Source organism: Brevibacillus sp. (genome assembly GCF_003521185.1).
GTDB classification, from domain to species: Bacteria; Bacillota; Bacilli; order Brevibacillales; family Brevibacillaceae; genus Brevibacillus; species Brevibacillus parabrevis.
Genome location: NZ_DOTK01000060.1, coordinates 44,570 through 71,519, shown reverse-complemented (window position 1 = coordinate 71,519; position 26,950 = coordinate 44,570). Strand labels below are relative to the sequence as shown.

30 protein-coding genes and 1 riboswitch are annotated in these 26,950 nt (G+C 52.5%); of the genes, 9 read left to right on the top strand and 21 right to left on the bottom strand.

Annotated features, from left to right (window positions below; genetic code table 11):
• Window positions 1–138 precede the first annotated feature (138 nt).
• Together DEP07_RS18635 and DEP07_RS18630 are read left to right on the top strand one after the other, a co-directional pair.
• Window positions 139–1,074, top strand: a complete 936-nt coding sequence (locus DEP07_RS18635; RefSeq protein ID WP_122963284.1) for an ABC transporter ATP-binding protein — start codon at window positions 139–141, stop codon at window positions 1,072–1,074.
• Window position 1,075: 1 nt separating this feature from the next.
• Window positions 1,076–1,840, top strand: a complete 765-nt coding sequence (locus DEP07_RS18630) for an ABC transporter permease (protein WP_122963285.1) — start codon at window positions 1,076–1,078, stop codon at window positions 1,838–1,840.
• Window positions 1,841–1,965: 125 nt separating this feature from the next.
• Here DEP07_RS18630 and DEP07_RS18625 read toward each other — a convergent pair whose 3' ends face one another.
• The 16 genes from DEP07_RS18625 to DEP07_RS18550 all read right to left on the bottom strand — a co-directional run bounded on the left by DEP07_RS18625 (window position 1,966) and on the right by DEP07_RS18550 (window position 18,411).
• Window positions 1,966–3,516, bottom strand: a complete 1,551-nt coding sequence (locus DEP07_RS18625; RefSeq protein WP_122963286.1) for an aldo/keto reductase — start codon at window positions 3,514–3,516, stop codon at window positions 1,966–1,968.
• Window positions 3,513–4,304, bottom strand: a complete 792-nt coding sequence (gene lgrE, locus DEP07_RS18620) for a linear gramicidin aldoreductase LgrE (protein ID WP_173595968.1) — start codon at window positions 4,302–4,304, stop codon at window positions 3,513–3,515. Before lgrE ends, DEP07_RS18625 begins: the two co-directional genes overlap by 4 nt.
• Window positions 4,305–4,324: 20 nt before the next feature.
• Window positions 4,325–5,659 carry an efflux RND transporter periplasmic adaptor subunit gene (locus DEP07_RS18615; RefSeq protein WP_173595967.1) on the bottom strand — a complete coding sequence of 445 codons (1,335 nt, stop codon included), beginning with the start codon at window positions 5,657–5,659 and terminating at the stop codon, window positions 4,325–4,327.
• A 20-nt stretch (window positions 5,660–5,679) separates the two neighbouring features.
• Window positions 5,680–8,799: an efflux RND transporter permease subunit gene (locus DEP07_RS18610; RefSeq protein WP_173598772.1), complete on the bottom strand. Its 3,120-nt coding sequence runs from the start codon at window positions 8,797–8,799 to the stop codon at window positions 5,680–5,682.
• Between the two features lie 178 nt (window positions 8,800–8,977).
• Entirely contained in the window at window positions 8,978–9,733 is a 756-nt protein-coding gene (locus tag DEP07_RS18605; protein WP_122963290.1) for a CPBP family intramembrane glutamic endopeptidase, read from the bottom strand.
• Entirely contained in the window at window positions 9,730–10,359 is a 630-nt protein-coding gene (locus DEP07_RS18600) for an SdpI family protein (RefSeq protein ID WP_122963291.1), read from the bottom strand. Before DEP07_RS18600 ends, DEP07_RS18605 begins: the two co-directional genes overlap by 4 nt.
• Before the next feature lies 1 nt (window position 10,360).
• The gene (locus DEP07_RS18595; protein ID WP_173596005.1) at window positions 10,361–10,627 is read right to left on the bottom strand and encodes an autorepressor SdpR family transcription factor; all 267 of its coding nucleotides are present in this window, start codon (window positions 10,625–10,627) and stop codon (window positions 10,361–10,363) included.
• A 245-nt stretch (window positions 10,628–10,872) separates the two neighbouring features.
• Window positions 10,873–11,910 (bottom strand): ABC transporter substrate-binding protein, encoded by a 1,038-nt coding sequence (locus DEP07_RS18590; RefSeq protein ID WP_281868533.1) that lies wholly within the window; start codon window positions 11,908–11,910, stop codon window positions 10,873–10,875.
• Window positions 11,911–11,930: 20 nt separating this feature from the next.
• The gene (locus tag DEP07_RS18585) at window positions 11,931–12,692 is read right to left on the bottom strand and encodes an ABC transporter permease (protein ID WP_122963294.1); all 762 of its coding nucleotides are present in this window, start codon (window positions 12,690–12,692) and stop codon (window positions 11,931–11,933) included.
• Window positions 12,689–13,471 (bottom strand): ABC transporter ATP-binding protein, encoded by a 783-nt coding sequence (locus DEP07_RS18580; RefSeq protein ID WP_122963295.1) that lies wholly within the window; start codon window positions 13,469–13,471, stop codon window positions 12,689–12,691. The genes DEP07_RS18585 and DEP07_RS18580 overlap by 4 nt, the downstream gene beginning before the upstream one ends.
• Window positions 13,456–14,136 carry a thiaminase II gene (tenA, locus tag DEP07_RS18575; protein WP_173598770.1) on the bottom strand — a complete coding sequence of 227 codons (681 nt, stop codon included), beginning with the start codon at window positions 14,134–14,136 and terminating at the stop codon, window positions 13,456–13,458. Before tenA ends, DEP07_RS18580 begins: the two co-directional genes overlap by 16 nt.
• Before the next feature lie 6 nt (window positions 14,137–14,142).
• Window positions 14,143–15,438, bottom strand: a complete 1,296-nt coding sequence (locus tag DEP07_RS18570) for an acetylornithine deacetylase (protein WP_122963297.1) — start codon at window positions 15,436–15,438, stop codon at window positions 14,143–14,145.
• Window positions 15,431–16,201 carry a thiazole synthase gene (locus DEP07_RS18565; RefSeq protein ID WP_122963637.1) on the bottom strand — a complete coding sequence of 257 codons (771 nt, stop codon included), beginning with the start codon at window positions 16,199–16,201 and terminating at the stop codon, window positions 15,431–15,433. The genes DEP07_RS18570 and DEP07_RS18565 overlap by 8 nt, the downstream gene beginning before the upstream one ends.
• A 5-nt stretch (window positions 16,202–16,206) precedes the next feature.
• Complete coding sequence (gene thiS / locus DEP07_RS18560) at window positions 16,207–16,410, bottom strand: sulfur carrier protein ThiS (protein WP_063231021.1); 204 nt, start codon at window positions 16,408–16,410, stop codon at window positions 16,207–16,209.
• A 211-nt stretch (window positions 16,411–16,621) separates the two neighbouring features.
• Window positions 16,622–16,732, bottom strand: a riboswitch (TPP riboswitch).
• Window positions 16,733–16,773: 41 nt separating this feature from the next.
• Entirely contained in the window at window positions 16,774–17,157 is a 384-nt protein-coding gene (gene kapB / locus DEP07_RS18555) for a sporulation phosphorelay system protein KapB (protein ID WP_063231022.1), read from the bottom strand.
• A 42-nt stretch (window positions 17,158–17,199) separates the two neighbouring features.
• Window positions 17,200–18,411 (bottom strand): alanyl-tRNA editing protein, encoded by a 1,212-nt coding sequence (locus tag DEP07_RS18550; RefSeq protein ID WP_287102867.1) that lies wholly within the window; start codon window positions 18,409–18,411, stop codon window positions 17,200–17,202.
• 115 nt (window positions 18,412–18,526) lie between these two features.
• Here DEP07_RS18550 and DEP07_RS18545 point away from each other — a divergent pair, with 115 nt between their 5' ends.
• Complete coding sequence (locus DEP07_RS18545) at window positions 18,527–18,913, top strand: DUF2203 domain-containing protein (protein ID WP_063231024.1); 387 nt, start codon at window positions 18,527–18,529, stop codon at window positions 18,911–18,913.
• A 15-nt stretch (window positions 18,914–18,928) separates the two neighbouring features.
• Here DEP07_RS18545 and DEP07_RS18540 read toward each other — a convergent pair whose 3' ends face one another.
• From DEP07_RS18540 to DEP07_RS18530, 3 genes are all read right to left on the bottom strand, one after another.
• A complete protein-coding gene (locus DEP07_RS18540) occupies window positions 18,929–19,156 on the bottom strand; it encodes a hypothetical protein (protein WP_063231025.1) in 228 nt (75 codons plus the stop codon).
• 291 nt (window positions 19,157–19,447) lie between these two features.
• A complete protein-coding gene (locus tag DEP07_RS18535; RefSeq protein WP_122963299.1) occupies window positions 19,448–20,731 on the bottom strand; it encodes a LysM peptidoglycan-binding domain-containing protein in 1,284 nt (427 codons plus the stop codon).
• Between the two features lie 64 nt (window positions 20,732–20,795).
• A complete protein-coding gene (locus tag DEP07_RS18530) occupies window positions 20,796–21,104 on the bottom strand; it encodes a thioredoxin family protein (protein ID WP_280648384.1) in 309 nt (102 codons plus the stop codon).
• A gap of 189 nt (window positions 21,105–21,293) precedes the next feature.
• Between DEP07_RS18530 and DEP07_RS18525 the strand changes: the two genes are divergently transcribed.
• The 5 genes from DEP07_RS18525 to DEP07_RS18505 all read left to right on the top strand — a co-directional run bounded on the left by DEP07_RS18525 (window position 21,294) and on the right by DEP07_RS18505 (window position 24,370).
• Entirely contained in the window at window positions 21,294–21,677 is a 384-nt protein-coding gene (locus tag DEP07_RS18525) for a DUF6979 family protein (RefSeq protein WP_208715194.1), read from the top strand.
• Window positions 21,678–22,037: 360 nt separating this feature from the next.
• Window positions 22,038–22,289, top strand: a complete 252-nt coding sequence (gene lepB, locus DEP07_RS18520; protein ID WP_229049911.1) for a signal peptidase I — start codon at window positions 22,038–22,040, stop codon at window positions 22,287–22,289.
• Between the two features lie 636 nt (window positions 22,290–22,925).
• Window positions 22,926–23,717 carry a hypothetical protein gene (locus DEP07_RS18515; protein WP_280648383.1) on the top strand — a complete coding sequence of 264 codons (792 nt, stop codon included), beginning with the start codon at window positions 22,926–22,928 and terminating at the stop codon, window positions 23,715–23,717.
• A 150-nt stretch (window positions 23,718–23,867) separates the two neighbouring features.
• Window positions 23,868–24,074, top strand: a complete 207-nt coding sequence (locus DEP07_RS18510) for a helix-turn-helix transcriptional regulator (protein ID WP_122963302.1) — start codon at window positions 23,868–23,870, stop codon at window positions 24,072–24,074.
• A complete protein-coding gene (locus DEP07_RS18505; RefSeq protein ID WP_122963303.1) occupies window positions 24,071–24,370 on the top strand; it encodes a hypothetical protein in 300 nt (99 codons plus the stop codon). The genes DEP07_RS18510 and DEP07_RS18505 overlap by 4 nt, the downstream gene beginning before the upstream one ends.
• A 204-nt stretch (window positions 24,371–24,574) precedes the next feature.
• On the opposite strand, the gene DEP07_RS18500 is transcribed toward DEP07_RS18505, so the two are convergent.
• Window positions 24,575–25,210 carry a type 1 glutamine amidotransferase family protein gene (locus DEP07_RS18500; protein WP_122963304.1) on the bottom strand — a complete coding sequence of 212 codons (636 nt, stop codon included), beginning with the start codon at window positions 25,208–25,210 and terminating at the stop codon, window positions 24,575–24,577.
• Between the two features lie 374 nt (window positions 25,211–25,584).
• Between DEP07_RS18500 and DEP07_RS18495 the strand changes: the two genes are divergently transcribed.
• The gene (locus tag DEP07_RS18495) at window positions 25,585–25,902 is read left to right on the top strand and encodes a hypothetical protein (protein WP_141254150.1); all 318 of its coding nucleotides are present in this window, start codon (window positions 25,585–25,587) and stop codon (window positions 25,900–25,902) included.
• A 133-nt stretch (window positions 25,903–26,035) separates the two neighbouring features.
• Here DEP07_RS18495 and DEP07_RS18490 read toward each other — a convergent pair whose 3' ends face one another.
• Window positions 26,036–26,929 carry an NAD(P)-dependent oxidoreductase gene (locus tag DEP07_RS18490; protein ID WP_287102865.1) on the bottom strand — a complete coding sequence of 298 codons (894 nt, stop codon included), beginning with the start codon at window positions 26,927–26,929 and terminating at the stop codon, window positions 26,036–26,038.
• Window positions 26,930–26,950 lie beyond the last annotated feature (21 nt).

The window sequence follows — 26,950 nt, the reverse complement described above, 5'->3', positions numbered from 1 at the left end:
GCAATATGGAATTTTCGTGAACAATCACTGTGAAAGGAGGTTTTAGAATCGACCATCAAGAAGGAATGGTATATATGTAAAATAATTACAATTTTGTGAATGTCAAGCGAGGAAAACTTCAGAAAAAGGTGATACTTTGTGGAGCATGTAATCGAAATTAAAGATCTCAAAAAATCGTTTGGCGACAAAAAAGTTCTGAACGGTATTTCTCTCTCGATTGGCAAAGGGCGAATTTTTGGTCTGCTCGGCCCGAATGGCTCGGGAAAAACGACTACCATGCGCATCTTGTCCTGCCTCATCGAGCCTACCTCTGGGGATATCACCATCCTTGGCCGCCAAATCAGCACGCACAAAGAAGAGATTCGCAAAAAAATCGGTTGTGTCACAGAATCCCCCGGTGTTTACGACAAGCTTTCCCTGTTGGACAACCTGGAGTTTTTCGCCGCCTGCTACCAGATTCCCAAAGCCAAGCGCGCTTCCCGCATCGAATATTTGCTTCGCCAGTTCGACTTGTGGGACAGAAGAAATGATCCTGCCGGGCGACTGTCCAAAGGGATGAAGCAGAAGCTTTCGATCATTTGCGCGATTTTGCACGATCCCGAAATCTTGTTCCTCGACGAGGTGACCGCGAACCTCGACCCCGTCAGCATTCGCAAGCTGAAAGATTTGATTCGTGAATGGGCCGCCTCTGGCAAGACGATCATTTTTTGCTCGCATATCTTGACCGAGGTTGACGAGCTATGCCATGAGTTCGCCATTATCAAGGGGGAAGTCATTCGTTTGACCACTCCGCAGCAGTTCCGTGAAGAATGGACCACCTACAATGTGATCCTCGATGTCGGATCGGATGTGCAAAAGTCGGAACAGATTATCAGGGAAGCGAAGGAAGTCGAAGCCTACAAGCGTTCGGAAAATCAGTTCCACCTGAGAGTAACCGATCCGGAGACAGCCAACCCGCAGCTGATCAAAAAGCTGGTCGCAGCCGATGTCACTGTCAAATACATAACGCCTCTCTCTGTTTCGCTGGAAGACTCTTACCTGAGCTTGCTCGATCAAGAAAAGGAGGCGATCTAACATGCCGACATTCGTCATTCTCCGCGAGTGGAAAGAACTGTTTGCCAACCGTTCCGTGCTGATTACGAATCTGGCCGCGCCATTCGTGATCTTGATCATGGCTTTGATCACGACTGTGTTTGCCCAAAATGGCAAGATGGAGTTCGTCCTTACCTTGATGAAATTGACTAATCCGCTGCTGAATATGGCTGGAGACGATGGCCAGATCGCGATTGCCCGCTTCTACTTCCTCCTGTTTTTGATCGTCCCGGCGATGATCCCGCTGACCTTTGCCACCACGAGCATCATCACGGAAAAAATGACAGGGACATTGGAGAGCGTGCTGGTCACTCCCATCTCGACCAAGGAGTTCTTGCTTGGCAAAATTCTTGCCTTCGCCTTGCCGTCCGTTGCGCTGACTTGGGTCATCCAGCTCATCTTTTTAGGCTTCATCTTTGCGAGCTTTGACAACGCCAGTACCCATTTTTCCATCGTTTTCATTCTCGCGATGATCCTGCTCGTCCCGTTTGTCTCGATCATCAGCTTGTCCTTGAGTGTCGTAGTTTCCTCCAAAGTGGACAACGTCGCAGCAGCGCAGCAATTCGGTGCCTTGCTTGTACTGCCGATCATCGGACTCGCCATCAGCCAGGTGATTTTCCTCTCGATGATGAGCAATCCGCTGATCTATCTGGGCCTGGTGACAGGATGTGCCGTTCTCGCCCTGATTACGTTCCAGATCAGTGTCAAGCTGTTTGACCGCGAGCATATCATCAGCAAGTGGAAATAGCGAAAAAACCGCCTCCTGCAATCGTTGCCGTCCGCGATTGCAGGAGGTTTTTTCGTGCTCCCGCTTTTTCTTGCCATGCGAAAAAGGGCTACCCGAAGGCAGCCCGCAGTCGGCTACATGATTCGTTACCTCGCGCCAATGACGGCTTTGAGCGTCTGGGTAATCGTGTGCCAGTCTTCTTCTTGCATGTGCGAATCCAAAGGTCTTTGCAATTCCGTCAGCACATCATCCACATAATGCTCCCGTCTCATGCCTACGAGGACGCTGTGTACCTCTGGCGTAGCGCGCATCGTACGGATCGCCGTCTGGCTCAGCGTATCCGTAGCCACGAGATGCGGCCGCACTCTCGACAGCTCTGTGCGGATGTCTTGCGCCCGCTGGTAGTCTTTCGGCGTATAGTAGTTCTTCAACGCCTGGGCGGCTTCCGTGAGCGCTTCCTTGTATGTATCCAACCAGCGCAGCGTCTCTTCGCCTCCCCCGCCATGCTTCTCGATCGTTTTGCGAATATCCGTAATGACCGGATCAAACAGCATCGTTTGCACGTTGTTTACGTTTGCCGAGGAGTACAGCTTCTTCCAATACTTGCGCAGCATCGCGCCAGCTGATACTTTTTTCTTCAGCTCTTTCACTTCTTCTTTTTCCATTTTCAACGCAGGCAAAATGTGATAGACGATATGATCCTCCACATCATCCACGCGATCCAGGCAAGCTTTGATTTGCTGGGTCGCTTCCTTCTCGTCGATGACTGTATTTTGATCCAGGCGAATGTCTGTCAGACGGAAAATTTTGTCCTTCGCCGTGACGTCGAGCGTCCGGTTGGTCATCACTCCGAGTGCTTTTTCCTTGGCAAACAGCAAGGCACTCTTGCCCTGCGCATGGCTTTTTTCCAGCAAGGCACCCGACTCGTACATGTTCATCGGAAACTGGATCACGCGAAAATGGTGGTTCGGCGTAATCGCCTCCGCTATCTCCCAGAGCGTATCGAGCGCAACAAAGTCAAATTCCTTTGGATTGCTGCCAAACGAGTTGGCACTGACTCCGTAGCATTGGATTCGCCCTGCCTCGACTTCTTGTTCCAAGTGGCGAAAAGCTTTCCCGATTCGCTCCAGCAGCTCTTCGTACGCTTCCTGCTGCTTGATTTTGTTCATTTTCGCCCACAACATATACCATTCCGGATTGTGCAGCATGTAACAATCGATCATGTCCAGCTGCAAACGCTCCAGGCTGCGCGTCAGCTGATCTCTCAAATACTCGGGATGGATGCAAATCGACATCCCTTCATGTACGGTCGTGAAGTCCTGGTACGGCTTGCCTTCCGCCGTCCGCTTCATCGTCTCTTCAGAGTCCTCGCCGACCACAATGCCTGCCTTGGATACGATCACAAGCTCTTCCCGCTTGATTTTTGCTTCCTCCACAAGCTGTTTCAGGACGCTGCCGATGACTTTCTCCGCGCTGCCGTTCGCGTACATGCTGCTGGTGTCGATCAGGTTGATTCCTTCGAGCAGCGCTTTGCGCAAGGCGTGCTGATACTGTTCGTCCTGTTCATCAATGCGATACGTTCCGAATCCGACCTGGCTGATCCAAACCTCGAAGCTGCCAAACGGCTTGTAAGCCAGATGCGGATTGGCTTGTGCCAGTCGCTGTGTCCCTTCCAGTGTCGCTTTTCCTGTAATCATCCGATCCCCCTGTACCCAACCAGATAGCTTTGTAATGTTGATTCGATGATCGCCAAAAGTTGTTCCTGTTCCGAATGGAGAAAGAAATGGTCGCCTTGCAGCATGTGCATCTGGAACGAAGCACTGGTGTGCTTTCTCCATGCTTCCATGTGCGCCACGGTAATGTCGGGGTCCTGCCAACCGCCAATCGCCGTCAATCCGCAACCGAGCGGCTCTTCCTCCTGGTATTGATACTGCTCGCAGATGGTGAAATCTGCCCGCAGCATCGGCAGAAGCATTTGCAAGATCTCTTCGTTTTCCTCGTTTTCAAAAAGCTCCTTCGGCGTGCCGTTCAGCGTGCGCAGCCCTTTCAGAAACTCGGCGTCAGGCAAGTGATGGATCGCTTCACCCGGATCAGGCAGATGGGGCGCATGCCGTCCTGAAGCGAACATATGCCGCGGCTTGATACCGTACTGGTTGCGCAAATATCTGGCCAGCTCGAAGCTGACCAGCGCTCCCATGCTATGTCCAAAAAAGGCAAACGGGCGATTCAGATGGGGCAAAAGCGCTTCCGCCAGCTCGCGGATCATCACGGACAAGTCGGTGTAGTACGGCTCCATAAACCGATTGCTCCTGCCTGGCAGCTGCACGGGGCACACCCCGATCTGCACAGGCAGCTTTTTTTGCCACTCGCGATAGATGCCAGCATGTCCGCCTGCATAGTGAAAGCTGAATAAAAGCACCTCTGCCTCCGCCGTCATTTTCGGGGAAAGCAGCCAACGGCTCGGGGAAACGTGTGTCTTTTGCATAAGAGATCCTCCTTGGATTGCTAGGGAACGATGTTGATTTTTGCGCCGTCTTTCAACTGGGACTGGCCTTTGATCACAACTTTGTCTCCCTGCTTCACACCAGACTCGATCAACGTCATCTCTGTTCCTTTCAGCGCGATCGAGATTTCCTGTTCAGCCACTCTTGTTTCATTCACGACGTAGACGACCGACTTCCCATTTCGCTCCACAATCGCGTCGGTTGGTACGAGAATGCCAGCCTGTCCTTTTTTCGCAGACACTTCGGCCTTCATCCCGGGAAGCAGCGTGCCTTTCGGATTCGGCACTTCAATTTCCACAGGGAATAGCCTTGATTGCTCAGAAGCGCTCAGGCCGACGTAGGAGACACTTCCCTTGACCTTGACGCCCTGGGACGGGACTTGCAAATCCAGTTGCGTGCCTTTTGGCAAGCTGGGCAACGCTTTTTCGGAAACGTTTACCTTCACAATGACCGGATCGAGGTTAATGATCGTCGCAACAGGCTTTTGCAGGGTGATCGTATCCCCTTCCTGCACGAGGATTTCCGTGACAATGCCGTCGACGGTAGCCTTGATCAGCGTGTTGTCCAAAGCATTTCGGGCGATATTCACCTCGGCTTGCCCCTGCTGGACATTGGCTTTCGTGACCCGCCCGTTTTTATCTGCCTGATTCACCTGTGTGCGGGCATTGTTCAAAGCTGTTTCCGCCTGATCCAGCTGGCTCTGGTACTGATTTTTCGCCTGCAAAAACGCATTGTGGGCGTTTTCCAGCTCGCCCTTCGACATGGCGCGCTGCTCATACAGCTTTTTGGCCCGGTCGTAGTTCGCCTGTGCCAGCTCCATTCCTTGCGCAATCGAACCTTTTGCATTCGCATACGTTTGTTCCGCCAGCTTCAACTGACTTTCGGCCAGTTGCGTGGACGTTCCCATCCGGTTTGCGCTTTCCAGATTGGCTTTGGCGACGGCCAAGCTCGCTTCTGCCTGTTGCAGCCTGAGCAGCGCCTCGGTATTGTCCAGCTTGGCGATGACTTGTCCTTTTTTGACGGCGTCCCCTTTTTTCACGAGGATTTGCGAGACGGTCCCGCTCGTTTTGCCGAGGATGCTCACATCCGTATTCGCGAAAATTTCCGCCAGCAGCTTGTCCGACTCTTTCAGCTCGCCCTCCGTCACTTCCGCTACTTTGACGTCGAGGGAATTTTCCGCTTTGATCATCTCGATCTCCGTACCGGACGGTTTTTCGCTTTGCGCCTGTCCTTTGCTGCTCTCTTCTGTTGCCGTGCTTTGTGCATTGCATCCTGTGATGATCGCAGCTCCGATCAGGCAAACCACACCTGCGTTGATTAGCTTCCTTTTCTTCATTCCCGAAAAGCCCTCCGTCTCTACCCAGACTTTTTCATATCGCGTAAACTTCGCAGCACTGAAATAAACATATCCTCACCTGGCTCCATATCTGGTTCTTGGGTATCAGGAGTAAAAAACTCTTTTTTGATCCGGTACAACAGTTCATACCCGATCGGAACGACGATCAAGGTCAGGATCGTCGAAGTAATCAGCCCGCCGATGACGACAATCGCCAAGCTTTTCGTCATCAAGGCCCCTTCTGAAAAGCCGAGGCAAAGCGGCAAAAGGGCACAGACCGTCGCAACTGCCGTCATGACAATCGGACGCAAGCGTGTCAGGCCCGCTTGGACAACCGCCTCGCGCATGGAAGCACCCGCCAGCCTCCGCTGCTGGATATTGTCCACATAGACGATCGCGTTGGTCACGACGATGCCTACGAGCATCAAAAAGCCGATGAGCGCTGTCGCATCGAGAACGGAGTCTGTCACGAACAAGCCGAACAAGCCGCCAATCGCAGCCAATGGCAGTGACAGCAAAATGGCAAGCGGCGCCGTCGCATTGCCAAACGTGATCAGCATGACGACGTACACGATGAAAATCGCAGCGCCGATGGCGAGCAGCATGTCTTTGAAGCTCTTTTCCATGTCGCTTGAGACGCCTTCGGATGACAGCGTGACGCCGTTCGGCAGCTTTTCCGCTTTGAGCATGGCAAACAGGAAACTGCTCGCGCCGCCTTTGTTATCGCTCGTAATATCAGCCGTAATCTGCACGAATTGTTGCTCATCCTTGCGATTGATCTGGGACTGCACTTTTTCCTGATCGATCTCGACGAAGTCCAGCAGACGTACTTGCTGTTTGCTCGGCGTTTGAATGTAGACGTTTTTCAGCTCATCCAGCGTTCTCGCGTGATTGTCGCTCAGTCCAAAGGACAGATCGTAGTCTTTTTCGTTGATTTTGATTTTTCCGATTTTCGTGTCTGATACTAGGAGGTTCACTTCTTGCGCCACCTGGATCGGCGAAATTCCCAGTTCTGCGGCCGCGTCCCGGTTGACCTTGATGACGATCTCCTTGTTCACATCGTTCAAATTGTCGCGCACGTTGGTCAACAGCGGACTTTCCTTCATTTTGGCCTTGACGATTTCGCGCGCCTCTTTCAACCGTTCCAGGTCCGGCCCGTGCAGGATGAGCTTGAACTGATTGCTTTCATTGCTGCCCGGCTTGGTCAATACCATCTCGGTTCCGATCGGGATATCGGGCTTGATGATGCCCTCCCATTTTTTAATGGCCTGATCGAGGTTCACGTCATCCCCTGTTTTGATCAGCAGAACGGCTTCGTTCGTCCGGCGGATGTCCGCTTCCTCTTCAGAACCAAGGCTGCTCTGTATCGAAGCAACTCCCGGCTGTTCGCGCAATTTGGCCTCGATCTGACTGACCGTTTGGTCGAGGGTGTTGAGCTGGGTCCCTTTTGGCATCGTTACTTGAACGAATATGTATTTGGCTTCCGAGTCAGGCAGCAACCCGTATTTCATATAAGGAAGCAAGGCCAGACTCGCTACGAACAGAACAAAAGACAAAAGTCCGACCGCTGGCTTGTGGTTGAGCGACCAGTGAAGCAGCTTCCGGTACAGATTCGTCCCTTTGCCCGGCTCATGTTCCTTGATATTGCGATTTTTCAGGATGATGAGCTTGGCCAGCAGCGGAACGATCGTCACGGCCACCAGCAACGAGGCGAACAACGAGCAGACGACGGTCAGGGCAAACGGCCGGAATACTTCTCCAATCATCCCGCCGACAAACACAATCGGCAAAAATACGGCAGTGGTGGTAAACGTCGATGAGGTAATCGCGTGGAGCATTTCATGGGTAGCCATCTGAATCAGGCTTTCTTTGCGTTCCTTGTTCAACTGCAAATGGCGGAAAATATTTTCGATCACGACGATGCTGTCATCCACGACCCGCCCGACAGCGACTGCCATCCCGAACAAGGTAATCATGTTGAGCGTGATCCCCATCCAGGACATGAAAATCAGGCTGACCAGGATCGAGGTCGGAATGGAAACGAGGACGATCATCGTCGCTTTCACATGGCGCAAAAACAAAAGGATGATCAGGGACGCCATCACGGCTCCGAGCAACCCTTCCTTGAGCATGCCGTTAATCGAATTTTTGATATCGAGGGACGTGTCGTAAATCGTGGTAAAGGTCAAATTTGGGTACTCGGCTTGCAACCGGGCTATTTTCGCATGGATCGCATCGCCTGTTTCTACCGCATTGGCGTCCCGTGTTTTGTAGATGTTGATGCTGATGCCATTTTGGCCGTTAAAACGGCTGATCGAGTGAGCTACCTGGTCAAAGCGGACGTCCGCGATGTCGCCAAGCCTGACGTAAGCAAGCCCGTTTTTCGGATCTCCCGGGAGAAACAGCTTGGTGTCGCGAATATCTTCTACATGGAGGTAGCGGCTTACGACGCGAATGATCCGTTCTTCGCCGTCTTCGGTGAGCGTCCCGATCGGCATCGCCACGTGGCTGTCGAGCAACAGCTGCTTCAACTGGAGCGGAGAGATTCCGTAATAGTTGAGTGCATCGACGTTCGGCAACACTTTCATTTCTTGCCCTTGCCCGCCGACTGTCGACACTTTATCGACTCCGGCAATGCCTTCCAGCTCTTTTAGCACCGACTCCTTTACTTCGCTGTCAAAGGAGTCCGATCCGCTGTTTTGCTCCTTGTCTGCCACATACAAATAGTAGACAGGCTGACTGCTGAATCCTTGGATCATGACTTGCGGTCGACCTGCTTTGGCGGGAAGCGAGATGCCGGAGACTTTTCGTTCCAGCTCATCCCGGACAGCCTGTACGTCCGAGCCGGTCTCCAAATAAATTTTTAGCACGGAGCTATTGCTGTTCGAGTAAGATTCCAACGCCTTGATGCCTGATACATGACCCAGCTCTCGTTCCAACGGTTTCGTCACATCATCCAGAACGTCTTCCGGCGATGCCTCCGGGTAAGGAGTGCTGACAAGAAGCACAGGAAAAGACACATCCGGCATGTGCTCCACCTTGAGAGACATGGCAGCAACGATTCCACTTATGACGACCAGGAGGCTGATAATGATGATTGCTGTCGAGTTTCTAAGCGAAAAATTCGTGAGAAAGCGCAAGGAATGCCCCCCTTATTGCTAATAAATTCCAATTACTATATTACGCTTAAACGATTTCCCTTTTCAATAAATTTCCATTAAAATTAAAAATTGCTTTTTATTACCTTTCAAAAAATTGTGCGTTTTGGGCAATGCTGCCCCTTCTCCCACGGCATTGCCCAAAAACAATCCCGCTCCCTTAGCTTAAAAAGCCGTGCAGCAGGATATCCCCGATCGCGTGAGCAATCATCGCATACTCCAGCCCGCGCTTCCAGTAAAGGTAGCCAAACAAAATTCCCGCCACTCCGTTAAGCGCGATAGTGCGAATGAACAACAGCGGAGTAATCTCGCCAAAATAAGTGGCGGCCGCTGGCAGATGGCCTAGCCCGAACAAAAAGGCTGCACCGACAATTCCGATCCAGTACATCCAAGCCTTGGGCGAGGAGTGACGCCCAAACAGCTTGCTCAAAATCCAGACGATCAGCGTCATCATGAACAGCCGCACCATGACTTCCTCGTACACCCCGCCCTGGATGGAGGTGAGGACACCTGCCCAAATTGGCGTATTCAAGGCTTGTGCCTTTTCCGTGAGAATCGGCAAGAGCGGTTGGAAAATCAGTCGTTCCAGCAGGTAGATCATGAACGTCCCGAGCAGCCCGAAAATGACCGCTTGCACGATGCCTTGCCTGTTAAAAGTCGCACCGCCAGTTTTGTACATCCAATTTCGCAGGATCGGAGCATCGAGTCCGACCTTTCCTGCCAGCGTCAGTCCAGCCCATGCCAGCAAAAACGCCGAGATGCTGCCCTGCACGACAAACAGCACGATCACGGCGGGCAACGGCAGCGGCACCACAGCGAGCGCATCTCCCACCATCGCTAACAAATAAGGCGTAGCCGCGATAAAACCGATCGCACTGATCCCTGCCAAGAGCAAGGCAATTTTCACATTTTTCATCGTACTCTCCCCTTCCGGATTTTTTTGGCAAAGTAGTAGCTGCTCCCGATAGTGATCACAATCGTCGCCACGACGACCAGCAGCAGCGCAAACGAGTGGATCGGCTGCGGCAAAAAGGCAGTGAGGACAATGAGAATCCCGCCGAGGAAAAATACGCGGGAACCGAAATGATGCGTCATTTTCCACACTTGTTCACTGCCCAGCGCCCATGGCGTGCGTATGCCGATCAAATAATTATGGCGAAAGCGCGGCATGAAATTGCCCATCGTGATAAACAGAACGCCCAAGATCAGCGTCACAAAAATGGATATGTTTACCATATATCCGTAACCATATGCGATGATCAAACCGTGGATGACGAGAAGCGCAAACATGAGCGTATTCAAGATCGCGTCTTTGCTGCTCTCGAACTTTTGGTAGTTCTGCCTGCGCCAGAGCGAGGACACGAAGATAACGACCATCATGATCGGAACAAACGAGACACCCAACAGTTTGGGGGCAAATCCATTCGGCTCGCCATTCATGCCCCAGTGAATGGTCATTTTGTCAGGCATGGATGGATAACAGATCAGCCCCATCGCCACGCTGATCAGAAAAAACAAAATCGTCAAACCCGAGATTTTCATGTTATGACTCCTCTTTCGCATGAAATTGGATGACCCATTTCAAGAGATCTTGAAACACGGTGGTATTCAAGGAATAATAGATGTTTTGGCCTTTTCGCTCGTCGAAAACCATCTCCGCCTGTTTCAACAGATTGAGGTGATGGGAAATGCTCGGTTTCGTCATTGCAAAATGCTCGGCGATTTCGCCAGCCGTCATGTCTTTCTCCCGCAACAAGTCAAGCATCTTTCTCCTTGTCGGATCAGACAGCGCCTTAAACGCATGATTCATGGACATAGTTCATCGATCCTACTTTCGGAACATCTTTATTAGATATTTAGAAATTTATCGAAACAACTAACCAAAAAATACCATGGAAAATATACCCAGTCAATAGGTAAAAAGATTCTCATTATCCATAAATTGTATGTTATAACTGCACAAAAACCCCGATCATCCAGCTTCCTGCGGGAACGAAGCATCGTTCCAGGAAGTTGGACGGTCGGGGTTTTACCGTTTCCTTCTGCGCTTATCGCTTATTTCACCAGATCACGCATGATCTCTTCCACTTTCACATCGGTCGTGATCAGCTTTTCTTGTTTCATCCAGTCGATCAGCGTCTGCCACGACTCGGCTGTCATCGCACCGAACTTTTTGTCGCCTGCGTCCATCAGCGGGATCAAAATATCGAGGCTTTTTGTCTCGATGTCTTTTTCCAACGGGAACTCCGCGGCTTGTTTGGCGAGCAGCAAATCGAGCGCTTTTTCCTTGTTGTTTTTCACGTAGTCTTGCCCTTTAGCAATCGCGCGCAGGAAGCCTTCTACAGCCTGTTGCTTTTTGCCCAATGTGTCGTCGCTCGTAGCCAGCACAAGCTCATAGTAGTCCGGCACACCGAAGTCGGATGGCTTGATCACATTGACAGGCACACCGTTTTTCTCCAAAATGAGCTGCTCGTGATTGATGTAGCCGCCTACTACCGCATCGACCTTCTTCGCGGTCAAAGCCGGAACGATGTCAAAGCCAATATCGGTGAAGGACAGGCCGGAATCGTCCGCGCCAGCATGCTTGACGACTTGGCGAACGATCGACTCGTCGAGTGGAATGGACGGATAGCCGATATTTTTGCCCGCCAGCTTTTGCGGACTGTCGATCTCGCCGTCTTTGCGCGTCATGATTACATTCAATGGATGGCGAACGAGCGCCGCTACAGAAACGACAGGAATGCCTTCCGCGCGCGCCTGAATGAGCTGCGGCTGGTAGCTGATCGCCAAATCTACTTTTCCTGCTGCCGCCATTTTCAGCGGATCGTTGCTGTCAGAAGGCATTTGCAGGTTGACCTTGAGGTTTTCTTCCTTGAAAAAGCCTTGTTCCTCTGCGGCGTACAAGAAAGAGTGCACGGCGTTCGGGTACCAGTCGAGAGCTACTGTCAGTTCGGCAGGCTCTGCCGCTTTTTGTCCCGGAGTAGCTGTTTCCGGCGCAGTCGTGCCTGCTCCGGACTGATTGCCGCACGCAGCAAGCCCGGTGGCAAGCGTCAGTGCCAAAAGCGTTTTGGTCCATGTACGAATTGGTTTCATCGTTGTTCTCCCTACTTTTCTCACTTGGATGATTGGTGTTTGTTTTTTGTGTGCGGGGAAAGCTGGCGCTCGATCCGGCCGACGAGCCAGAACAGGAGCATTCCCAGGACGGACAAGAGCAGCACAGAAGCGAACAAAGCTGGCGCCTGAAAATTGCCGGACGCCCGTCTGCCGAAGTAGCCAAGCCCTTCGCTCGCCCCCAGCCATTCGCCGATGGTTGCCCCCGCGACGCTGTAAGTCGCGGCTACCTTTAAGCCGCTGAAAAAATGCGGCAAGCAGGACGGCAGTTGAAGCTTCGTGAATATTTGCCAGCGGTTGGCGCCCATCGTCTTGATCAGCTGCAGCATCTCTTGATCGGTGGAGCGCAGACCATCATACGTGTTGACGACGATCGGAAAAAACGTAAACAAGATCGTCACCGCGATTTTTCCCGATAAATCGTACCCGAACCATAAAATAAATACGGGTGATAATGCTATAATTGGGATCGTTTGGGATATGACGATATACGGATAGACCAGTCGTTCGATCAGTTTGCTCATGCTCATGGCAAAAGCCAGCAGCACACCAAACACAATCGAGACGGACAGCCCGAGCAGCACTTCTTTCAAGGTCGCCCACAAGTGCACACCGAGCAGCGACTCGCGCAAATCCCAAAGCGCCACAACAACCGTGCTTGGCGGCGGCAAAATGAACGGAGGCACGGCAAATATGCGGCAAACGGCTTCCCACGCGGCGAAAAAGATCGCGATGGAGATGCCGAACCAAATTCCTCTGCTCATCTTGCCTCCCTCCCCAGCAATTGCAGCTTGGTCTGCTCAGCTCGCAGCAAGCCCCAAATTTCTTCGCGCAAAGCCAAAAAGGCTGGTTGATTCCTGCTCGTGACAGAGCGAGGACGCGGAATGGTGACATTCAACTCTACGGGTGTGCGGATCGGCTTGCCGAGCAGGACGATCACACGGTCTGCAAGCAGGATCGCTTCGTCGATGTCATGCGTAATCATCAGCATCGTGCTGCCGGTTTCCTGCCACTTGTCCATCAGCCACTCCTGCATGTCCAGGCGCGTAATTCCATCCAGCGCACTGAACGGCTCGTCGAGCAACATGAGATCGGTACCGGACAGCAAGGCACGCAAAAAGGAGACGCGCTGCCGCATGCCGCCGGAAAGCTGGGCCGGATAGGCATCCGCCCAATCCTGAAGTCCGTACCTGGGCAGCTCCTGCCGCACCCGCTGCTGCGCTTCCTTTTTGGACATCCCTTTGATTTCCAAGGGCAACGCCGCATTTTCCACAATCGTGCGCCACGGCATGAGCAAATCGCGTTGGGGCATATAGCCTACTTGCCCCAACCGCTCGTCCATCCGTGCCTCCCCTAGCCGGATTTCTCCCTGATCCGGCTGCAAAAGTCCTGCGATCAGCTGGAACAACGTGCTTTTTCCGATCCCGCTTGGCCCGATCATGCTGACGAACTCGCCTTTTTTCACCCGCAGATCAAAATCTTCGAGAATTGGCGTATGGCTGTACGAAAAGCGGACTTGGGAAAAAGCTAGTTGATCGCGCACGGCCACATTTCCTCTCTATAGGCCATATCCCAGAACATGTACTCCATCTTGGACGTATTGACGAAATACTCTTCCAGTCTCGCCAGCTCCTGCTCGTTTTTGCCCTCTGCCAGCTCGTTCATGATGTCGAGCAGCCAGATTGCCAGCTGCCCGAACTCATCGGAGCTGTACATGCGCACCCACTCGCCATAAAGCTCGTGATCGACTGCCCCTTCGACCTGGGCCAATCGCTTGCCGATCTCCCAATAGCTCCACGTGCACGGCAGCAGCGAGCTGACCAGTTCTGCCAGCGAGCCTTGATGCGCGACACGCAGCATGTAGCTGGTATAGCCGAGCATGACAAAAGACGGCTCTGTCGCTTCCAGCTCCTCGCGGGAAATTCCGAAGCGCGCTGCGTATTGGCGGTGCAGCTCCATCTCCGTGTTCAGCGTCGACTCCTGCAAAGCGGCAAAGCGCGCGCTTGTTTCCAGATCGTATGCTTTCACGCTTGCGAGCGCAAACATTTTGGCGTAGTCGATCAGGTAGATGTAGTCTTGCTTCATGTAAAATTTGAATGCGTCCACTGGCAATGTCCCGTCACCAAGTCCGGTAACAAACGGATGCTGGTGAACCTGCTCCCAGATCGGAGCCACACTGCGCAACAAACGGTCTGTAAAAGTCGCCATGCTTCCTCACTCCTTTGCTTCCTTCGGCGTATTGCACCAACTGGCGATGAAGCGGGCCATGATCTGGGCAAACTGGACGAGCTGGTCAGGATCGATCGATTCGTCTACGGCGTGCGCATGCTTCAGTTCGCCTGGCCCGAACAGGACAGCGGGGATTCCGGCATGGGCGAACCAGCCAGCGTCCGTGACCGTTGGAGACATGTCCACGACGGGGGCCGCGTGCAGCTCGCGCTCATAAGCCGCTTGCAACTGGGCGAGTGCCGGATGATTGGCGTCCAGCTCCAGGGAAGGGAAAATTTCTCCCCGCTCCTCGATCATGGAGCGACCGCCCCAGCGAAACACGGGTGGATGTTCCCGCAGCCACACATCGGCCGCCGCCGCTCTTCTAATATGATCCTCGATCTCGCCAATCATTTGCTCATATGATTCGTTCGGATAAAAGTGAACCGTAATCCACAAGGCGCAACGGTCGGCGATAAAAGCCGCGTGTCGGCCTCCTTCGATGACGGCCGGGTTGATGGTGTTGCTGCCGGCAGGAAAACCGGGATACGCTTTCATCACAGCCCAGTCGCGCTCCAGCTCTTGCAGAGCCGAGATTACCTTCATCATTTTCTCAATCGCAGAAGCTCCGCGCACTCGTCCTCCGGCATGGATCGTCTGTGCCCGCATGCCGTCGTGCAACGTAGTCGGGCTTTCAATCGTAATCCAGCCAGTGATGACGCCGCCCTGCCCTTGCATATGCAGGTTGCTCGTGTCGACGACGACTGCGTAGTCAGCCTGGTAGCCGCGTTCAATGGCAACGAGCGTCCCCGCCTCTCCGGCTTCCTCTCCGATCACGGATTGGAACAGCAGATCGCCTGCCAGCTCGACGCCATGCTCGCGAAGCATTTGGATGGCGAACAAACTCGCAGCGAGCCCGCCCTTCATGTCCGCGACCCCGCGTCCGTACAAGCGACCGTCTGCGCCGAGCGTCAGCGAAAAGGGCGGATACGTCCAGCCCGTTTCGTCTCCAACCTCGGCCACATCGATATGCCCATTGACAATCAGGCTGTTTGCCCGCGCCGAATCACGGCCCGAAAGACGACCTACCACGTTGTCGTCGCCGGGGTAAACCTGGAAGCGATCCACCGCAAAGCCCATGTCTGCAAGCTGGCTTGCGATGACGGATTGCGCCTCGTCGCTGTTTCGCGCGGGCGGACTGACGGTCGGCTGGGAAACGAGCTTTGCCAACAGGGCGAACAGCTCGTCCTTGCGATTGGCGATCGACTCTACCGCTTCTGTCAGACGATCCACGCTACTCAATCATCCCTTCCACCGGGCTGCTCGCTTGCGCGTAACGTTTTTTCGGGATGCGTCCTGCCAAAAAGCCTTTGCGTCCCGCTTCTACGCCCAGCTTCATCGCTTCTGCCATCAAAACCGGATTGTCCGCGAGAGCAACAGCCGTATTCAACAAGACACCGTCTGCGCCCAGCTCCATTGCTTTCGCGCAATCTGCCGGAGAACCGATTCCCGCATCGACGATGATCGGCACTTTGGCGTCCTCGATGATGAAGCGCAAGTTGTTTTCGTTGACGATTCCCTGGCCAGAACCGATCGGCGACGCTCCTGGCATGACGGCATGAACGCCTACATCCTGCAAGCGCTTGGCGAGAATCGGATCGTCGTTCGTGTAAGTCAACACGATGAAGCCTTCCTCGACCAAAATTTTCGACGCTTCCAATGTGCCGATCGGATCAGGCAGCAATGTTTTCGGGTCACCGATGACCTCTACCTTGATCATGTCGCACAAGCCGGACGCTTTCGCCAGGCGGGCGATGCGCACCGCTTCCTCGGCTGTATAGGCTCCTGCTGTATTTGGCAGCAGAGTGAATTTTTTCAGATCGAGCTGTTCCAAAAAGTTCGGTTCTTGCGGATTTTCCAAATTCAGTCGGCGAATGGCGAACGTCAAAATTTCCGCTTCCGACACTTCCACCGCTTTCCCTTGCGTTTCCAAGTCTGCGAATTTTCCAGTCCCGAGCAACAAACGGGAGCGAAACTCGTAAGGTCCAATTTTCAAAGTATCCATGATGATCATCCTCCTCCGACAAAATGAACGATTTCGATGCGGTCTCCATCGGCAATCGGCGTTTGTTCATACAGGGAGCGGTCGATAATTTCTCCGTTGCGCTCCACGACCACGATTTTCTCTTGCAGGGAATACGAAGCGAGCAAAGCGCGAACCGTATTGATTTCGGCCGAAAGCTCTGCTGTTTTTCCATTCAGCACAACAACCATTGTATTCCTCCTTCTTGGTGGCACTTGCCGAGGGACAAAAAACGGCTTCCCTCGCCTGCCGGAAGTCACTCCAGTCAAACGGTGGAAGCCGTATACGTATCCAAACGGACAGATGGAATAAAAAAACCATCCGCCGTGGGATGGTTGAGTTGATCTCATCAACTGGTGCGCATCCTCTGCGAAAAATCTCGCAAACGACCGCCCTAGTGAAATCGATTCATATACCTCTTCCTCCGCTGGCATGACCCAGGTCAGGTTCAACGGTCAGTAACACACTCGTTACAATCTCAGCCAACGACGCTCGGCCCCCGTTTGGTAGTAAACCTATGCAATTGTCTTACGTTCGAGTATTACAGTACCACTCTATTTCGGGTTTGTAAAGGTTTCCTTGTGCATTGCTTCCAGTTCCGTCAGGCAGCGCTGTGCCCAAGCCGCCATTTTTCTCAGCTTGTCCATCTCGCTCTCCATGGCGATGCGCACAGATTCTTTGTACTCGGGCACCTCGCCGTTGTAACGCATCACTGCCGACACCGGGGCCATGAATTTTTCCAGATAAGAAAGCGCTGGACGCTGGTGGAACAGCGGCACGTCTACTTCATAGGAAGTGTGCAGATCGCCCTGTTGCGGGTACTTCGTCACCGCCAGCACTTTGACCAAAAGTTTTGTATCGTGAATTTCCAGCACTTCGGCGATGTATTCTCCTGTCCGCTGTTTGACGCGGACTTTGTCTCCGGGATTCCAGAACATGATAGACTCCTCCTTGCATTGTCGTTATGGTTGCGCGTCGTATTAAGCCAGCAGCTGGGCAAGCAGCTTGCGCGCGTGGGCAATTACTTCGTCAGCATGCGGCTCGGACTGTCCGCCGCCTTGGGCCATCGCCGGGTTGCCGCCGCCTTTTCCGGCAATCAATGGCAAGGTGTCTTTGATCAGCTGATTCACGGCGACATTGACTTCTTGCCCGCGTGCAAACACAAGCTGGGTTTTGTCGTCTGTTGCAGCCGCGAGCAGGCAGACGGCATCTGGAGCTTCCGCGACCATCAACTGGGCAAACTGCTGCAATTGCTGGATTGATTTGTCCGGGAACACACGGGCGATCACGCGCGCGCCACCCTCCCGCTCAGCCGTGGCGAGCTGTTTTCGCACCTCGACCTCAAGCAATTGTTTTTCCACTTCGGCGAGCTTGGCTTTTAGCGAATCGCGCTCGGACAAAACACGCTCCGCCTGGGCGATCAGCTCGGCCTCGCTCGTGACGAGCAGCTTGGCCAGTTCGCGGACAGTCGCCTGCTTGCGCGTGTAATCCCGCAAAGCGCGCAAACCGCAAATAAATTCCAGGCGGATGTTCCCGCGATGTCGCTCCCAGCCGAGGATTTTGATGGCGCCCACTTCACCCGTGCGCGCCGGATGGGTTCCCCCGCATGGATTGTAGTCGTATTCGGGGATGATGACGACCCGGACGTTTTCTGTCACGGTCGGCTGCTTTTTCAACGGCAAGCTGGCAAGCTCCTCGTCGTCCACAAAACGGGCGATGATCGGATGATTTTCCAGCACAACCTGATTGGCTCGCTGCTCGACAGCTTCCCATACATCAGCCGTCAGCTCATCCAGTCGCACGTCGATGGTCACGCGCTCTTTTCCCAAGTGAAACGCAACCGTCTCCGCCTGGGCGACTTCCAGAAACGCAGCGGACAAAATGTGCTGCCCGGCATGCTGCTGCATGTGATCAAAGCGGCGATCCCAGTCGATTTGTCCCGTTACTTCCGTGCACTCTTCCGGAAGGGGCACTTCCAGCCGATGGCGCACTTCGCCGTCTACTTCCTCCACATCCACGACCCGACATTCGTTCAAGCTGCCGAGATCGGAGGGCTGTCCGCCTCCCGTCGGGTAAAAAGCCGTCTGGCTCAACACGACATATGGCGTGCCATCTGCTTCCTGACCGCGCTTTTGTACGTGTGCCGCAAACGTTCTCGTATACGCATCCTGGTAATAAAGTCTGTCTTCCATGTTTGCTCCTTGCCGCCGGAAGGAAAAGACAACTGCTTTTTTCGCATTCCGGCCGTTTTCTCCCGCCAGGGGTTCTTAGTATACTGGTACCATACAGATCGAGGAGGGGTTATCCTTGAACAAAAAAATGTTTACGCTTGCAGAAGCAAACGAATTGTTGCCATATGTACGCGAAGAGCTATCCTTTTTGCAAAAATCGAAGCGCTCTTTCTATGAACTGTATCAAAAACGCGAGCAGCTCAAAAAACAGCAGCCCCTCGATGAAGGGGCGATCTTTTCCCTGGAATGCCAGCTTGAGTTTCTCGAATTGGAAGCGAAAATGCACGTCACCCAATTAATCTCCAAAGGAATCCAGGTCAAAGACATCGATATCGGTCTGTTTGACTTTCCAGCGATGATCGACGGAGAGGAAGTGCTGCTGTGCTGGCGCGAAGGCGAGGAATCGATCACGCACTATCACGGCTTGCACGATGGCTTCATGGGCCGCAAACCGATCGTGTAACGGCCGCCTTTTCCTTTAGCCAAACAGCCGATCCATCTGCTGTTCGCGGACGAGCCGTTCCTCGGGGCTTGCCAAGTCGTATTTTTTCAACAGGTGAAACAGCTCGTTCAAACGCTCCTGGTCAAGCTCGCCTGCAAGCATGCTCTGAAATTGTCCGACCCGCTGTTCCGACAAATAGGGGGCTTGCTCGGCGAGCTTTTTTTGCACATCCTCTTTGCTGTGATCCAGTTTGCATTCTCCCATGGTTTCTCTCCTTTTCCGGTATTTACTCCCATCATACCACGATCATCCCCTTTCGAAAACGTATCCGCGCCGCCACAAGTGCCAGCTGGCGCATGTCCTGTGCCACTGCGTCTGAGCGCATCTGCCCCCGGCTGCCCTGCATCTCGTTTTGTCAATAAAAAGGGGCTGTCCCAAAAGCCGATTTCCGACTGAGAGACGCCCTTTTTGTCTTTCAAAAACGTGGATACATCCACGGTTTCAATTGTTTGTTTGACGTTAGCTAGTCTGCGCTTTTGGGACAGCCGCTTTCACCTACGCCCGCTTGCGGACCCGGAAGTTGCTTTCGATCAGGAGCCAGTTCTGCGGAAACGGCAAGCCAAGCTTCCAGTAGCTGACTCCGCGCAGCCCCAGTTGTTTGACGAGATCAAATTTGGCCTGGATAGATCGGGCATCCTCGAACCAAACCTCATGCTGCCTGCCTTCTTCATCCATATAAGTGAAAAACGGGGCTTGCGCGCGGTAGTCGTAGCGAATGACGGCGTTTTGCTGCGCCGCCAGCGCGATGGCAGCCTGCGGACTTAACGCTTTTGCCGTCGTCCCTTGCTGGAAAGGCAGCGTCCAGTCGTAGCCGTACAAATTTTGTCCCATTAAAATCTTCTCCGCCGGCATTTCCGTTATGGCGTACTGGAGAACCCGCCGCACCGGGCCAATCGGAGACACGGCCATCGGCGGTCCGCCGCTGTAGCCCCATTCGTACGTCATGATCACGACGAAATCGGCAATTTCCCCAATCGCCCGATAGTCGTGCGCACTATACCATCTGCCCTGCTGCTCTGCACTCGTCTTTGGCGCCAAAGCGACGGAAACCATCATCCCCTGAGCATGTGCGCGATCGCGTGCGCGGCGCAAAAACCGGATGTACGCCTCCCGATCCTGGGCCGGAAGCGCCTCCATGTCAAAGTGGATGTCTCCCATACCCAGCTCGCGCGCGGTGGCAAAAATGTTGTCCAGCAGCTTGTTTTGCAGCTCCTGGTTATTCAAAACAAGACTGCCCAGTTCCGTGCTGAACTGCCCGCCCTCCAGGTTCGTGACGACGAGCATCAAGACGACCTGGTTTTCTTTGGCAATAGCCGGGAAATCGTTCAACGTCGGACGGGCCAGCGTGCCATCCCGTTTGATCCGAAAGCTGAACGGCGCCAAATAGGTCAAATGCGGTGCCGCGGTGCGCACATCGGCTTCCAAGGCTGGCGGCACTGTCTGGCGCGGCTCCACATACGCATTGAAATCGGCCGCTCGGCGCGGGCGGGGTGGAATGTACAGGCGTTGCCCGATTTGCAGCGGGCGGTATTGCGATATCCCGTTAACGCGGGCCAGCTCGGCGGCACTGATCTGATAACGCTGCCCGATCGTGTACAAGGTGTCTCCCTGCCTGACCCAGTAGTAACTGCCAACAATCGGAATCACCATCGCCTGTCCCACGACAAGCTTGCCTGGATCGGGCAGCTCATTTGCTTTCGCAATCGCCTCGGCAGTCGTCCCGTACGTCGAGGCAATCCCGGTCAGTGTCTGTCCTTCTTCCACTACATGGATTTGCATGAGCCTCCCCCTTCGCAAAATGTCTCTCTTTCTTTTATTCAAGGCGAAGGGGATAGGTGTTTGTCTAGACGAGTGTTTTCAGCACATCGTACAAATAGCCGACAGAGTGCAAGGCATAATGCCTGCTTTCGACCGACCCGCCACGAAACACAAACAATGCGGGAACGCTGGTAATTTGCAACTGCTCCGCCAATGCCGGAGCCAGATTAATATTGAGCTGGTACAACGGAAGCTCGGGCCGCGCTGCGCTGATGACGGAAAGCATCCGCTCCGCCAGCTTGCAAGTGCCGCACATCGGTGTGTAAACAAACAGCGCCAAGACCGCTTTTTCCTGGCACAAACGGGCGAGCGTGCTTGTGTCTATGTCTTGCATGGTGCGGGAGTCTCCTTTTTTCTCGGATTCTTTATGCTAGGCAGGTCGCGGCTTTTTTGTCAATGGATGGGGGGAGGAAAGCTCATATCTATTATTCTGCGAGAAGGATTGATCGTGGTTCGTTTCTTGCTTACAATGTCCGTAATGAAGCAGCTCATCCTAGCTGTTAGTAAAGACGGGAGGTTTTTTATGATGGGAAAATACGGAGATACAGCACTTATGACCATGAAGCTGGTTGAATCCCAAGAAGCCAGTAGTCCACTGGAAGCTTGGGAGAGAGCGTCTATCCATATGTTTGGAGCAGGTACAGCTAGTCAGAAAAAGGGTTGCCCGAAAAGTGCATTTTTCGGACTTTGTGAAGAGGGATTCGTTCGTGGCATTGAGCCTGGAAGTTACACAACCTCAGTGGACAACAAAGCTTACGCCCTTCAAGCAGTTGAATGGCTAAAGAAAAACCCTTCTCTTTCACCAAAACCAACCCAGTTGTGGAAAGCGCTTCACATTCCGAAAAGCCACAACAATCAGATGGATGTTGTCCTCTCGCTGTGGAATCATGGCTATATCGATCGCTAGAAAAACGCGCGCCTCTTCTTCCTATGATCAAGAGAATCCCCCTCTCCTTGCAAAAGAAAAAGCACCCCGTCAGGTGCCATTTATCTGTTCCGCAATTTGCTCACGATAATCGGGATCGCGATTAGGGTAATAACGATCGGAAAAGAAACGTCACCGATTGCCGAGATGAGTTCCACTTGGTTCAAGCTCACTGCTTCCATGATTTCCCTCCTCTTTCCTCTATTAGACTTCCTATCCGGAGCAAAGTTGCGTAATCAGCATGATTCTGTCCATCGCCGTTCTTGCCCAAAACCTGGGGTAAGGTACTTTTGGGGCATCTCATCTATAAGTATGATGGAGGAAAAACATAAGGTGGCTCTCATGAAAAGCATCACTCTTTTCTTATCGCTTTTCCTGCTGGTTGATGAGCCGTATTTGTCATCGGGCAAAAAGACTGTCCACGAAGACAACATCCCGTTTACAGATGATTTTGGCCCGATCACGATTCCAAACGATGCCGCCTTTGTGATGGGAGATAATCGCTTGAACAGCTATGACAGCCGCTCTGTTGGACCTGTACCCATTGCACAAGTGATCGGGAAAGCAGCCAAAAAACTCGCAGAAAAGCGCTGATTTCAGGCATTGGTTCATTGGGCTTATATGCCTCTTTGAAAAAATAAATGGAATTAACATAATTTTTTTACATAAATTGGTGATTTTTTCCCTCTCTTTTACGACTTTTTAGTAGAGTGCTTGTTTCACTCTTCTATTCCTGTCAAAAGGAGGTGATCTTTGTGAAAAAGGTTGTTGCGATGATTTTTACCGCTGTGATGATCATGTCGATTTGCGGCAGTGCTCTCGCTTACCAGGGAACTGGATATTTGCCGCTGCTTCGATAGAAATGCCACCCGGGTGCTGAAAAAGCACCCTTTCTTTTTGGGAGATTTGACATGCGATTGCGATTATTTACCCGCTATATGGAAAAATGTGTAATATGCGTCTGAATCGGCGTCTCTTCCTGGCAAAATCATTTTGACATAATGAATATTATGTAAACAAAAACTTTACTGTATGCCTTCTCTCTCTTCCCCCGATTCCTCTACCGCGCGATATCCAGATGATGGTATTGTGCTACAAGTAAGCATACATTCGCTTTTCAAATTTTCATCGCAGAATTGACAAAAGGGAGAGAGCCTACTGAAATTCAGATTGCTATTTTTCCTGCCATTGCTCGTTTTACTACCCGCCACCTTCGTTGGTGCTTTGGCGATGAGCGTGCATGAAGTCCCGCCCTCGATATGGCTGCAAAATATAGTCGTATTCATCATTGGCGGGAGCGTATCCGCACTCATCCTTGCCAGAAACAGACACCCCCATGCAAATCGATCGCGGAACATTATCCTCACGATCGCAGTGCTCTTTCTTTTCCTGCTGCTAACCTTCTGGGACAGCGGCATCGACAATGTGCACCGCTGGATTGCGCTCGGTCCTTTGCGTTTTCATGTGGCCAGCATCGTCATCCCCTTTTTCATTATGCAATTATGGCGACTATTGAAAGCCGAAAACTGGTGGTTTTCCTTTCTGCTGACGGCAGCAACGTCCTTGCTGTTGTTTTTGCAACCAGATGCCTCGCAACTTACTGCCTTCACTGTCTCCATGGCTATTCTTTTATGGAGTCGAGCAGATCGAAGCATCCTTCGTTTTGTCGTTGTGGGCCTGCTCTTTATTTTCGCAGTTATATCGCGGATCAATCTCGATCGCTTATTGCCTGTTCCCTATGTCGAAAAAATTTTGTACCTGGTTGTTGACATGGGAATGGTTTGGCTGCTTGTCGAAGTCCTTTCCATTTTCGCACTGATTGCCCCTTTTCTGTTGCTGCATTCTGCGCATGCCAAAATCGTTTCCATCGCGCTCGGCGTGCATTTTGCTGTGCTTTTCCTGACAGCGCTTTTCGGCAATTTTCCTGTACCGATCATCGGATACGGCGTCTCGCCAATGATTGGGTATATCATCGCCTTGACATCGATCATACGCGCAAGAAATGACCTGCCTTGCTCATAGCGCAGGTCATTTTTTTGCTAAAAAGCATCGAGCAGTCAAGCAAGCTGACGTTTGGGTGCAAAGCCGCTCCCACTCCATGTAAAGCTAACTTGACACACCACCACCTGTAAAGTACACTTTACGTAAAGTTAGCTTTACAGGTGGTGTATGATGAAAAATCGCGTTCGTGAAAGACGTCTGGAGCAAGGCTGGTCACAAGATGCGTTATCGGAAAAGGTGGGTGTTTCACGACAAACGATCATTTCTTTGGAAAATGGAAAATACAACGCTTCCTTGATCCTCGCGCATAAGCTGGCACAAGTATTCGGCTGCATCATTGAAGAGCTGTTTATTTTTGAAGGAGATGAGAATATATGATCGATACCTATTTCGGTTTGTTCGGTTTGCTTGGCGGGCTGATCATCGGCTTATCCGGTCTATATTGGGGCAACAAACTGGCCGGGAAAAGGCGTGGATTGGACGAACGCCACCACCTGATCCGCACGAAGGCAAAATCGTCCTCGTGGATCATCACGCTGGCAGCCGTCTACGTTCTGTTTGCCGTTGCCATTTTGAATCCGGGCGTCTCGCTTGCTTTTGTCCTCGCGATGATCATACTGGTGCAGTTAGGCAGCTGGTGCTGCTTCATCTTTTATTACCAGACGAAATATTGAACAGGCGAACACTTGGGCATTGCCTATCCGCGACAAAACCCGCCGCTTGAACAAGAGGGACGGGTTTTGTTCTGAGAAGCGCCCCATATACAAGGCAGAGAACGTCTCGACTTTTTTCATAAAAGCGGGGGTTAGCGCCTGTAATCAGCACTTTTCCCCCGAAAAAGGGAACCACGCTCATGGCTGCTTCCATTTTTGCTTAATCTATCCCTCCTGCTCCTGCATCGTCTCCATCATCGTATAAAAATAGCGGCCATCGCCAGTCTGGAAGTAGCGATACCACGCCTCCAACGTGTCCTTTTTAAACAGATCGAGCAGCGCAATCACTTCCCGCGCCAATAGCAGACTGCCAGCAGCGCTGGTCGTGATCAGATTGCCGTCTACGACGATCTGCTCGTCCTGATAAAAGGCAGCGCCTTTGTATGTCGGACAAAACATCGTCAAATAATCCAAGCTGTTGCTCGTATGCTTACGCTTATCCAATAAACCGGCATTGGCAAGGGCGGCCGTCGCTCCACATATCGCTGCCACATTGCCGCCTGCATGCAGCAGTTGTTTTGCTGTCTCGACGATTGGAGCATGCTCGGGATCATTCCAACGGTCTGCTCCCGGCAAGAGCAAGATCGCGGCGGTTTTAAGCGTGATCTCATCGACCGTCACATCCGGTACAACCGTCATGCCGCCCTTTGTCGTGATCGGACGTTTGGAAGCCCCGACCGTTTTGACAGGAAGACGGCTCCCCCTGTTTTTAAAATATTGACCCGAGTTCAACTCGGCAATTACCAAGCCAAGCTCCCAATCTGCCATCGTATCCAGCACGTAAACGTAAGCGTACTTCATATGATCCTCCCGGGGTTTCTCTGATTTCTCCACTGATAAGGGCGTCGAATCCTTGTCTATACCGAATTGTAAACGTCCAATGTTGACAACAGCATGTCAATGATCTCTCACGTCTGCCCCCATTTTTTTATTGAGCTTGTCGGCTATATCCATATCAATCGGAGAAATGCAAAAAAGAGGAGGAAATCCCGTCAATCTATAACTTTAGTTAGGCCTTCAAAAACATAAAAATTGGTACAATCGAATAGCCCGTTGTACATTTTCTCTCTTTTACTGTTGATGGAACGCCGTGTGCGATGAAAGTCGCCCGCACGGTGTAGGCTCGAACGAACACCCTCACCCACAGAAGGGGATAAGTCGGGAATAGCTATCAAGTGATTATGAGACCTGCTCAAATTTTGGAACCTGCTGGACTTTCGATTAGCCAATCTCCAGTCATCATCAAATGCGGTGATTATACGTACTGGTCGTATACACCTTCGACGAATGACCTTGTACTGGTTGTCGTCGCCTTTGATTCCAACAACCAGGAAGTCAAACGCTGGGAAGTTCCAGGTTATCGGTATACGCTCGACATTGGGATCGACAACCAAAATCGAACCGTAGTGTTCTACATGTGGCAAAAAGCTCCCAACTATCCAAACGGCTCCTATCCTGTTTCTTTGACATGGGATGAGCTGCGGATTAACTAACTTGCCTTCAACGCCCCTCGGGATCACCCGGGGGTATTTTCTTATCTGAATAGGCGTACTGCTTTCATCCGGTGCCATTCCAGCAAAAAAGCCGACGCCCCTCCAACGGGAACATCGGCTTTTGCCAAAACCTTTATCTGGCGATCGTCGTACCAGCCAGCTCTTCCGTCACCGTGCACACAGCGGAAGAATCCCAGCTGCCTTTCCCTTGCGCCTTGGCTGCTTCATACATTTGCGCCACGGTGCCGCCGACGAGGACGGGAACGTGTTGCTCGCGAGCCGCAGCCGCGTACAGTTGCAAGTCTTTGTGCATATGATCGAGCGAAAAGATCGCATTTTCGTACGTGCCATACAAAATATTCGGGCCAAACACAGACAGCACGCGATTGTGGGCGGAGCCTTTCTCGATGACGGCGGCAAGCTTGTGCGGGTCCACTCCTGCTTTTGCCCCTACACTGAATGCTTCGCCAAGAGCGGCCGTGATGACAGCGACGACAGAGTTGTGACACAACTTGGCTACCTGACCGGAACCGGACTCTCCGAGGTAAAAAATTTCTTTGCCGATTCCTTGCAAGTACGGCATGATCTCGGGCAGCTTGCTTTCATCTCCCCCGACCATGATCGTCAAGGTCCCTGCTGCCGAGCCTGCTGGCCCGCCGCTAACCGGGCAATCAAAGTAGGAAATGCCCCGCTCAAGCCCGGCCTGATTCAACCGTTTGGCCGTCGCCGGATCGATCGTGCTCGTGTCAAAGACGAAGCTGCCTGGGCGAAGCTCGGCAAAAAGTCCGGCCTGTCCCAGCATGACCTCCTCCACGACAGAAGGGCCAGGCAGCGAGGCGAAAACAACCTTTGCCTCGCTCCCTATCGCTTGCACGCTGTCTACGACAACGGCCCCTTTTTCCGCAGCCCACTCTTTTGCCGCCGGACTTGGATCATACGCGTACACTTGATAGCCTTTTTGCAACAGGCTGCCGATCATCCCTTTGCCCATTGCGCCGATGCCAATGACTCCAATCGTCGCTTCCATCTCTCTTCCCCCTATCTATCC

Coding starts and splice junctions, on each gene's coding strand:
- DEP07_RS18630 (WP_122963285.1), top strand. CDS start 1,076: ATGCCGACATTCGTCATTCTCCGCGAGTGGAAAGAACTGTTTGCCAAC.
- DEP07_RS18625 (WP_122963286.1), bottom strand. CDS start 3,516: ATGATTACAGGAAAAGCGACACTGGAAGGGACACAGCGACTGGCACAA.
- lgrE (WP_173595968.1), bottom strand. CDS start 4,304: ATGCAAAAGACACACGTTTCCCCGAGCCGTTGGCTGCTTTCCCCGAAA.
- DEP07_RS18615 (WP_173595967.1), bottom strand. CDS start 5,659: ATGAAGAAAAGGAAGCTAATCAACGCAGGTGTGGTTTGCCTGATCGGA.
- DEP07_RS18605 (WP_122963290.1), bottom strand. CDS start 9,733: ATGAAAAATGTGAAAATTGCCTTGCTCTTGGCAGGGATCAGTGCGATC.
- DEP07_RS18600 (WP_122963291.1), bottom strand. CDS start 10,359: ATGAAAATCTCGGGTTTGACGATTTTGTTTTTTCTGATCAGCGTGGCG.
- DEP07_RS18595 (WP_173596005.1), bottom strand. CDS start 10,627: ATGAATCATGCGTTTAAGGCGCTGTCTGATCCGACAAGGAGAAAGATG.
- DEP07_RS18590 (WP_281868533.1), bottom strand. CDS start 11,910: ATGAAACCAATTCGTACATGGACCAAAACGCTTTTGGCACTGACGCTT.
- DEP07_RS18585 (WP_122963294.1), bottom strand. CDS start 12,692: ATGAGCAGAGGAATTTGGTTCGGCATCTCCATCGCGATCTTTTTCGCC.
- tenA (WP_173598770.1), bottom strand. CDS start 14,136: ATGGCGACTTTTACAGACCGTTTGTTGCGCAGTGTGGCTCCGATCTGG.
- DEP07_RS18565 (WP_122963637.1), bottom strand. CDS start 16,201: ATGGATACTTTGAAAATTGGACCTTACGAGTTTCGCTCCCGTTTGTTG.
- thiS (WP_063231021.1), bottom strand. CDS start 16,410: ATGGTTGTTGTGCTGAATGGAAAAACAGCAGAGCTTTCGGCCGAAATC.
- kapB (WP_063231022.1), bottom strand. CDS start 17,157: ATGTTCTGGAATCCCGGAGACAAAGTCCGCGTCAAACAGCGGACAGGA.
- DEP07_RS18550 (WP_287102867.1), bottom strand. CDS start 18,411: ATGGAAGACAGACTTTATTACCAGGATGCGTATACGAGAACGTTTGCG.
- DEP07_RS18540 (WP_063231025.1), bottom strand. CDS start 19,156: ATGGGAGAATGCAAACTGGATCACAGCAAAGAGGATGTGCAAAAAAAG.
- DEP07_RS18535 (WP_122963299.1), bottom strand. CDS start 20,731: ATGCAAATCCATGTAGTGGAAGAAGGACAGACACTGACCGGGATTGCC.
- DEP07_RS18530 (WP_280648384.1), bottom strand. CDS start 21,104: ATGCAAGACATAGACACAAGCACGCTCGCCCGTTTGTGCCAGGAAAAA.
- DEP07_RS18525 (WP_208715194.1), top strand. CDS start 21,294: ATGATGGGAAAATACGGAGATACAGCACTTATGACCATGAAGCTGGTT.
- lepB (WP_229049911.1), top strand. CDS start 22,038: ATGAAAAGCATCACTCTTTTCTTATCGCTTTTCCTGCTGGTTGATGAG.
- DEP07_RS18515 (WP_280648383.1), top strand. CDS start 22,926: ATGAGCGTGCATGAAGTCCCGCCCTCGATATGGCTGCAAAATATAGTC.
- DEP07_RS18510 (WP_122963302.1), top strand. CDS start 23,868: ATGAAAAATCGCGTTCGTGAAAGACGTCTGGAGCAAGGCTGGTCACAA.
- DEP07_RS18505 (WP_122963303.1), top strand. CDS start 24,071: ATGATCGATACCTATTTCGGTTTGTTCGGTTTGCTTGGCGGGCTGATC.
- DEP07_RS18500 (WP_122963304.1), bottom strand. CDS start 25,210: ATGAAGTACGCTTACGTTTACGTGCTGGATACGATGGCAGATTGGGAG.
- DEP07_RS18490 (WP_287102865.1), bottom strand. CDS start 26,929: ATGGAAGCGACGATTGGAGTCATTGGCATCGGCGCAATGGGCAAAGGG.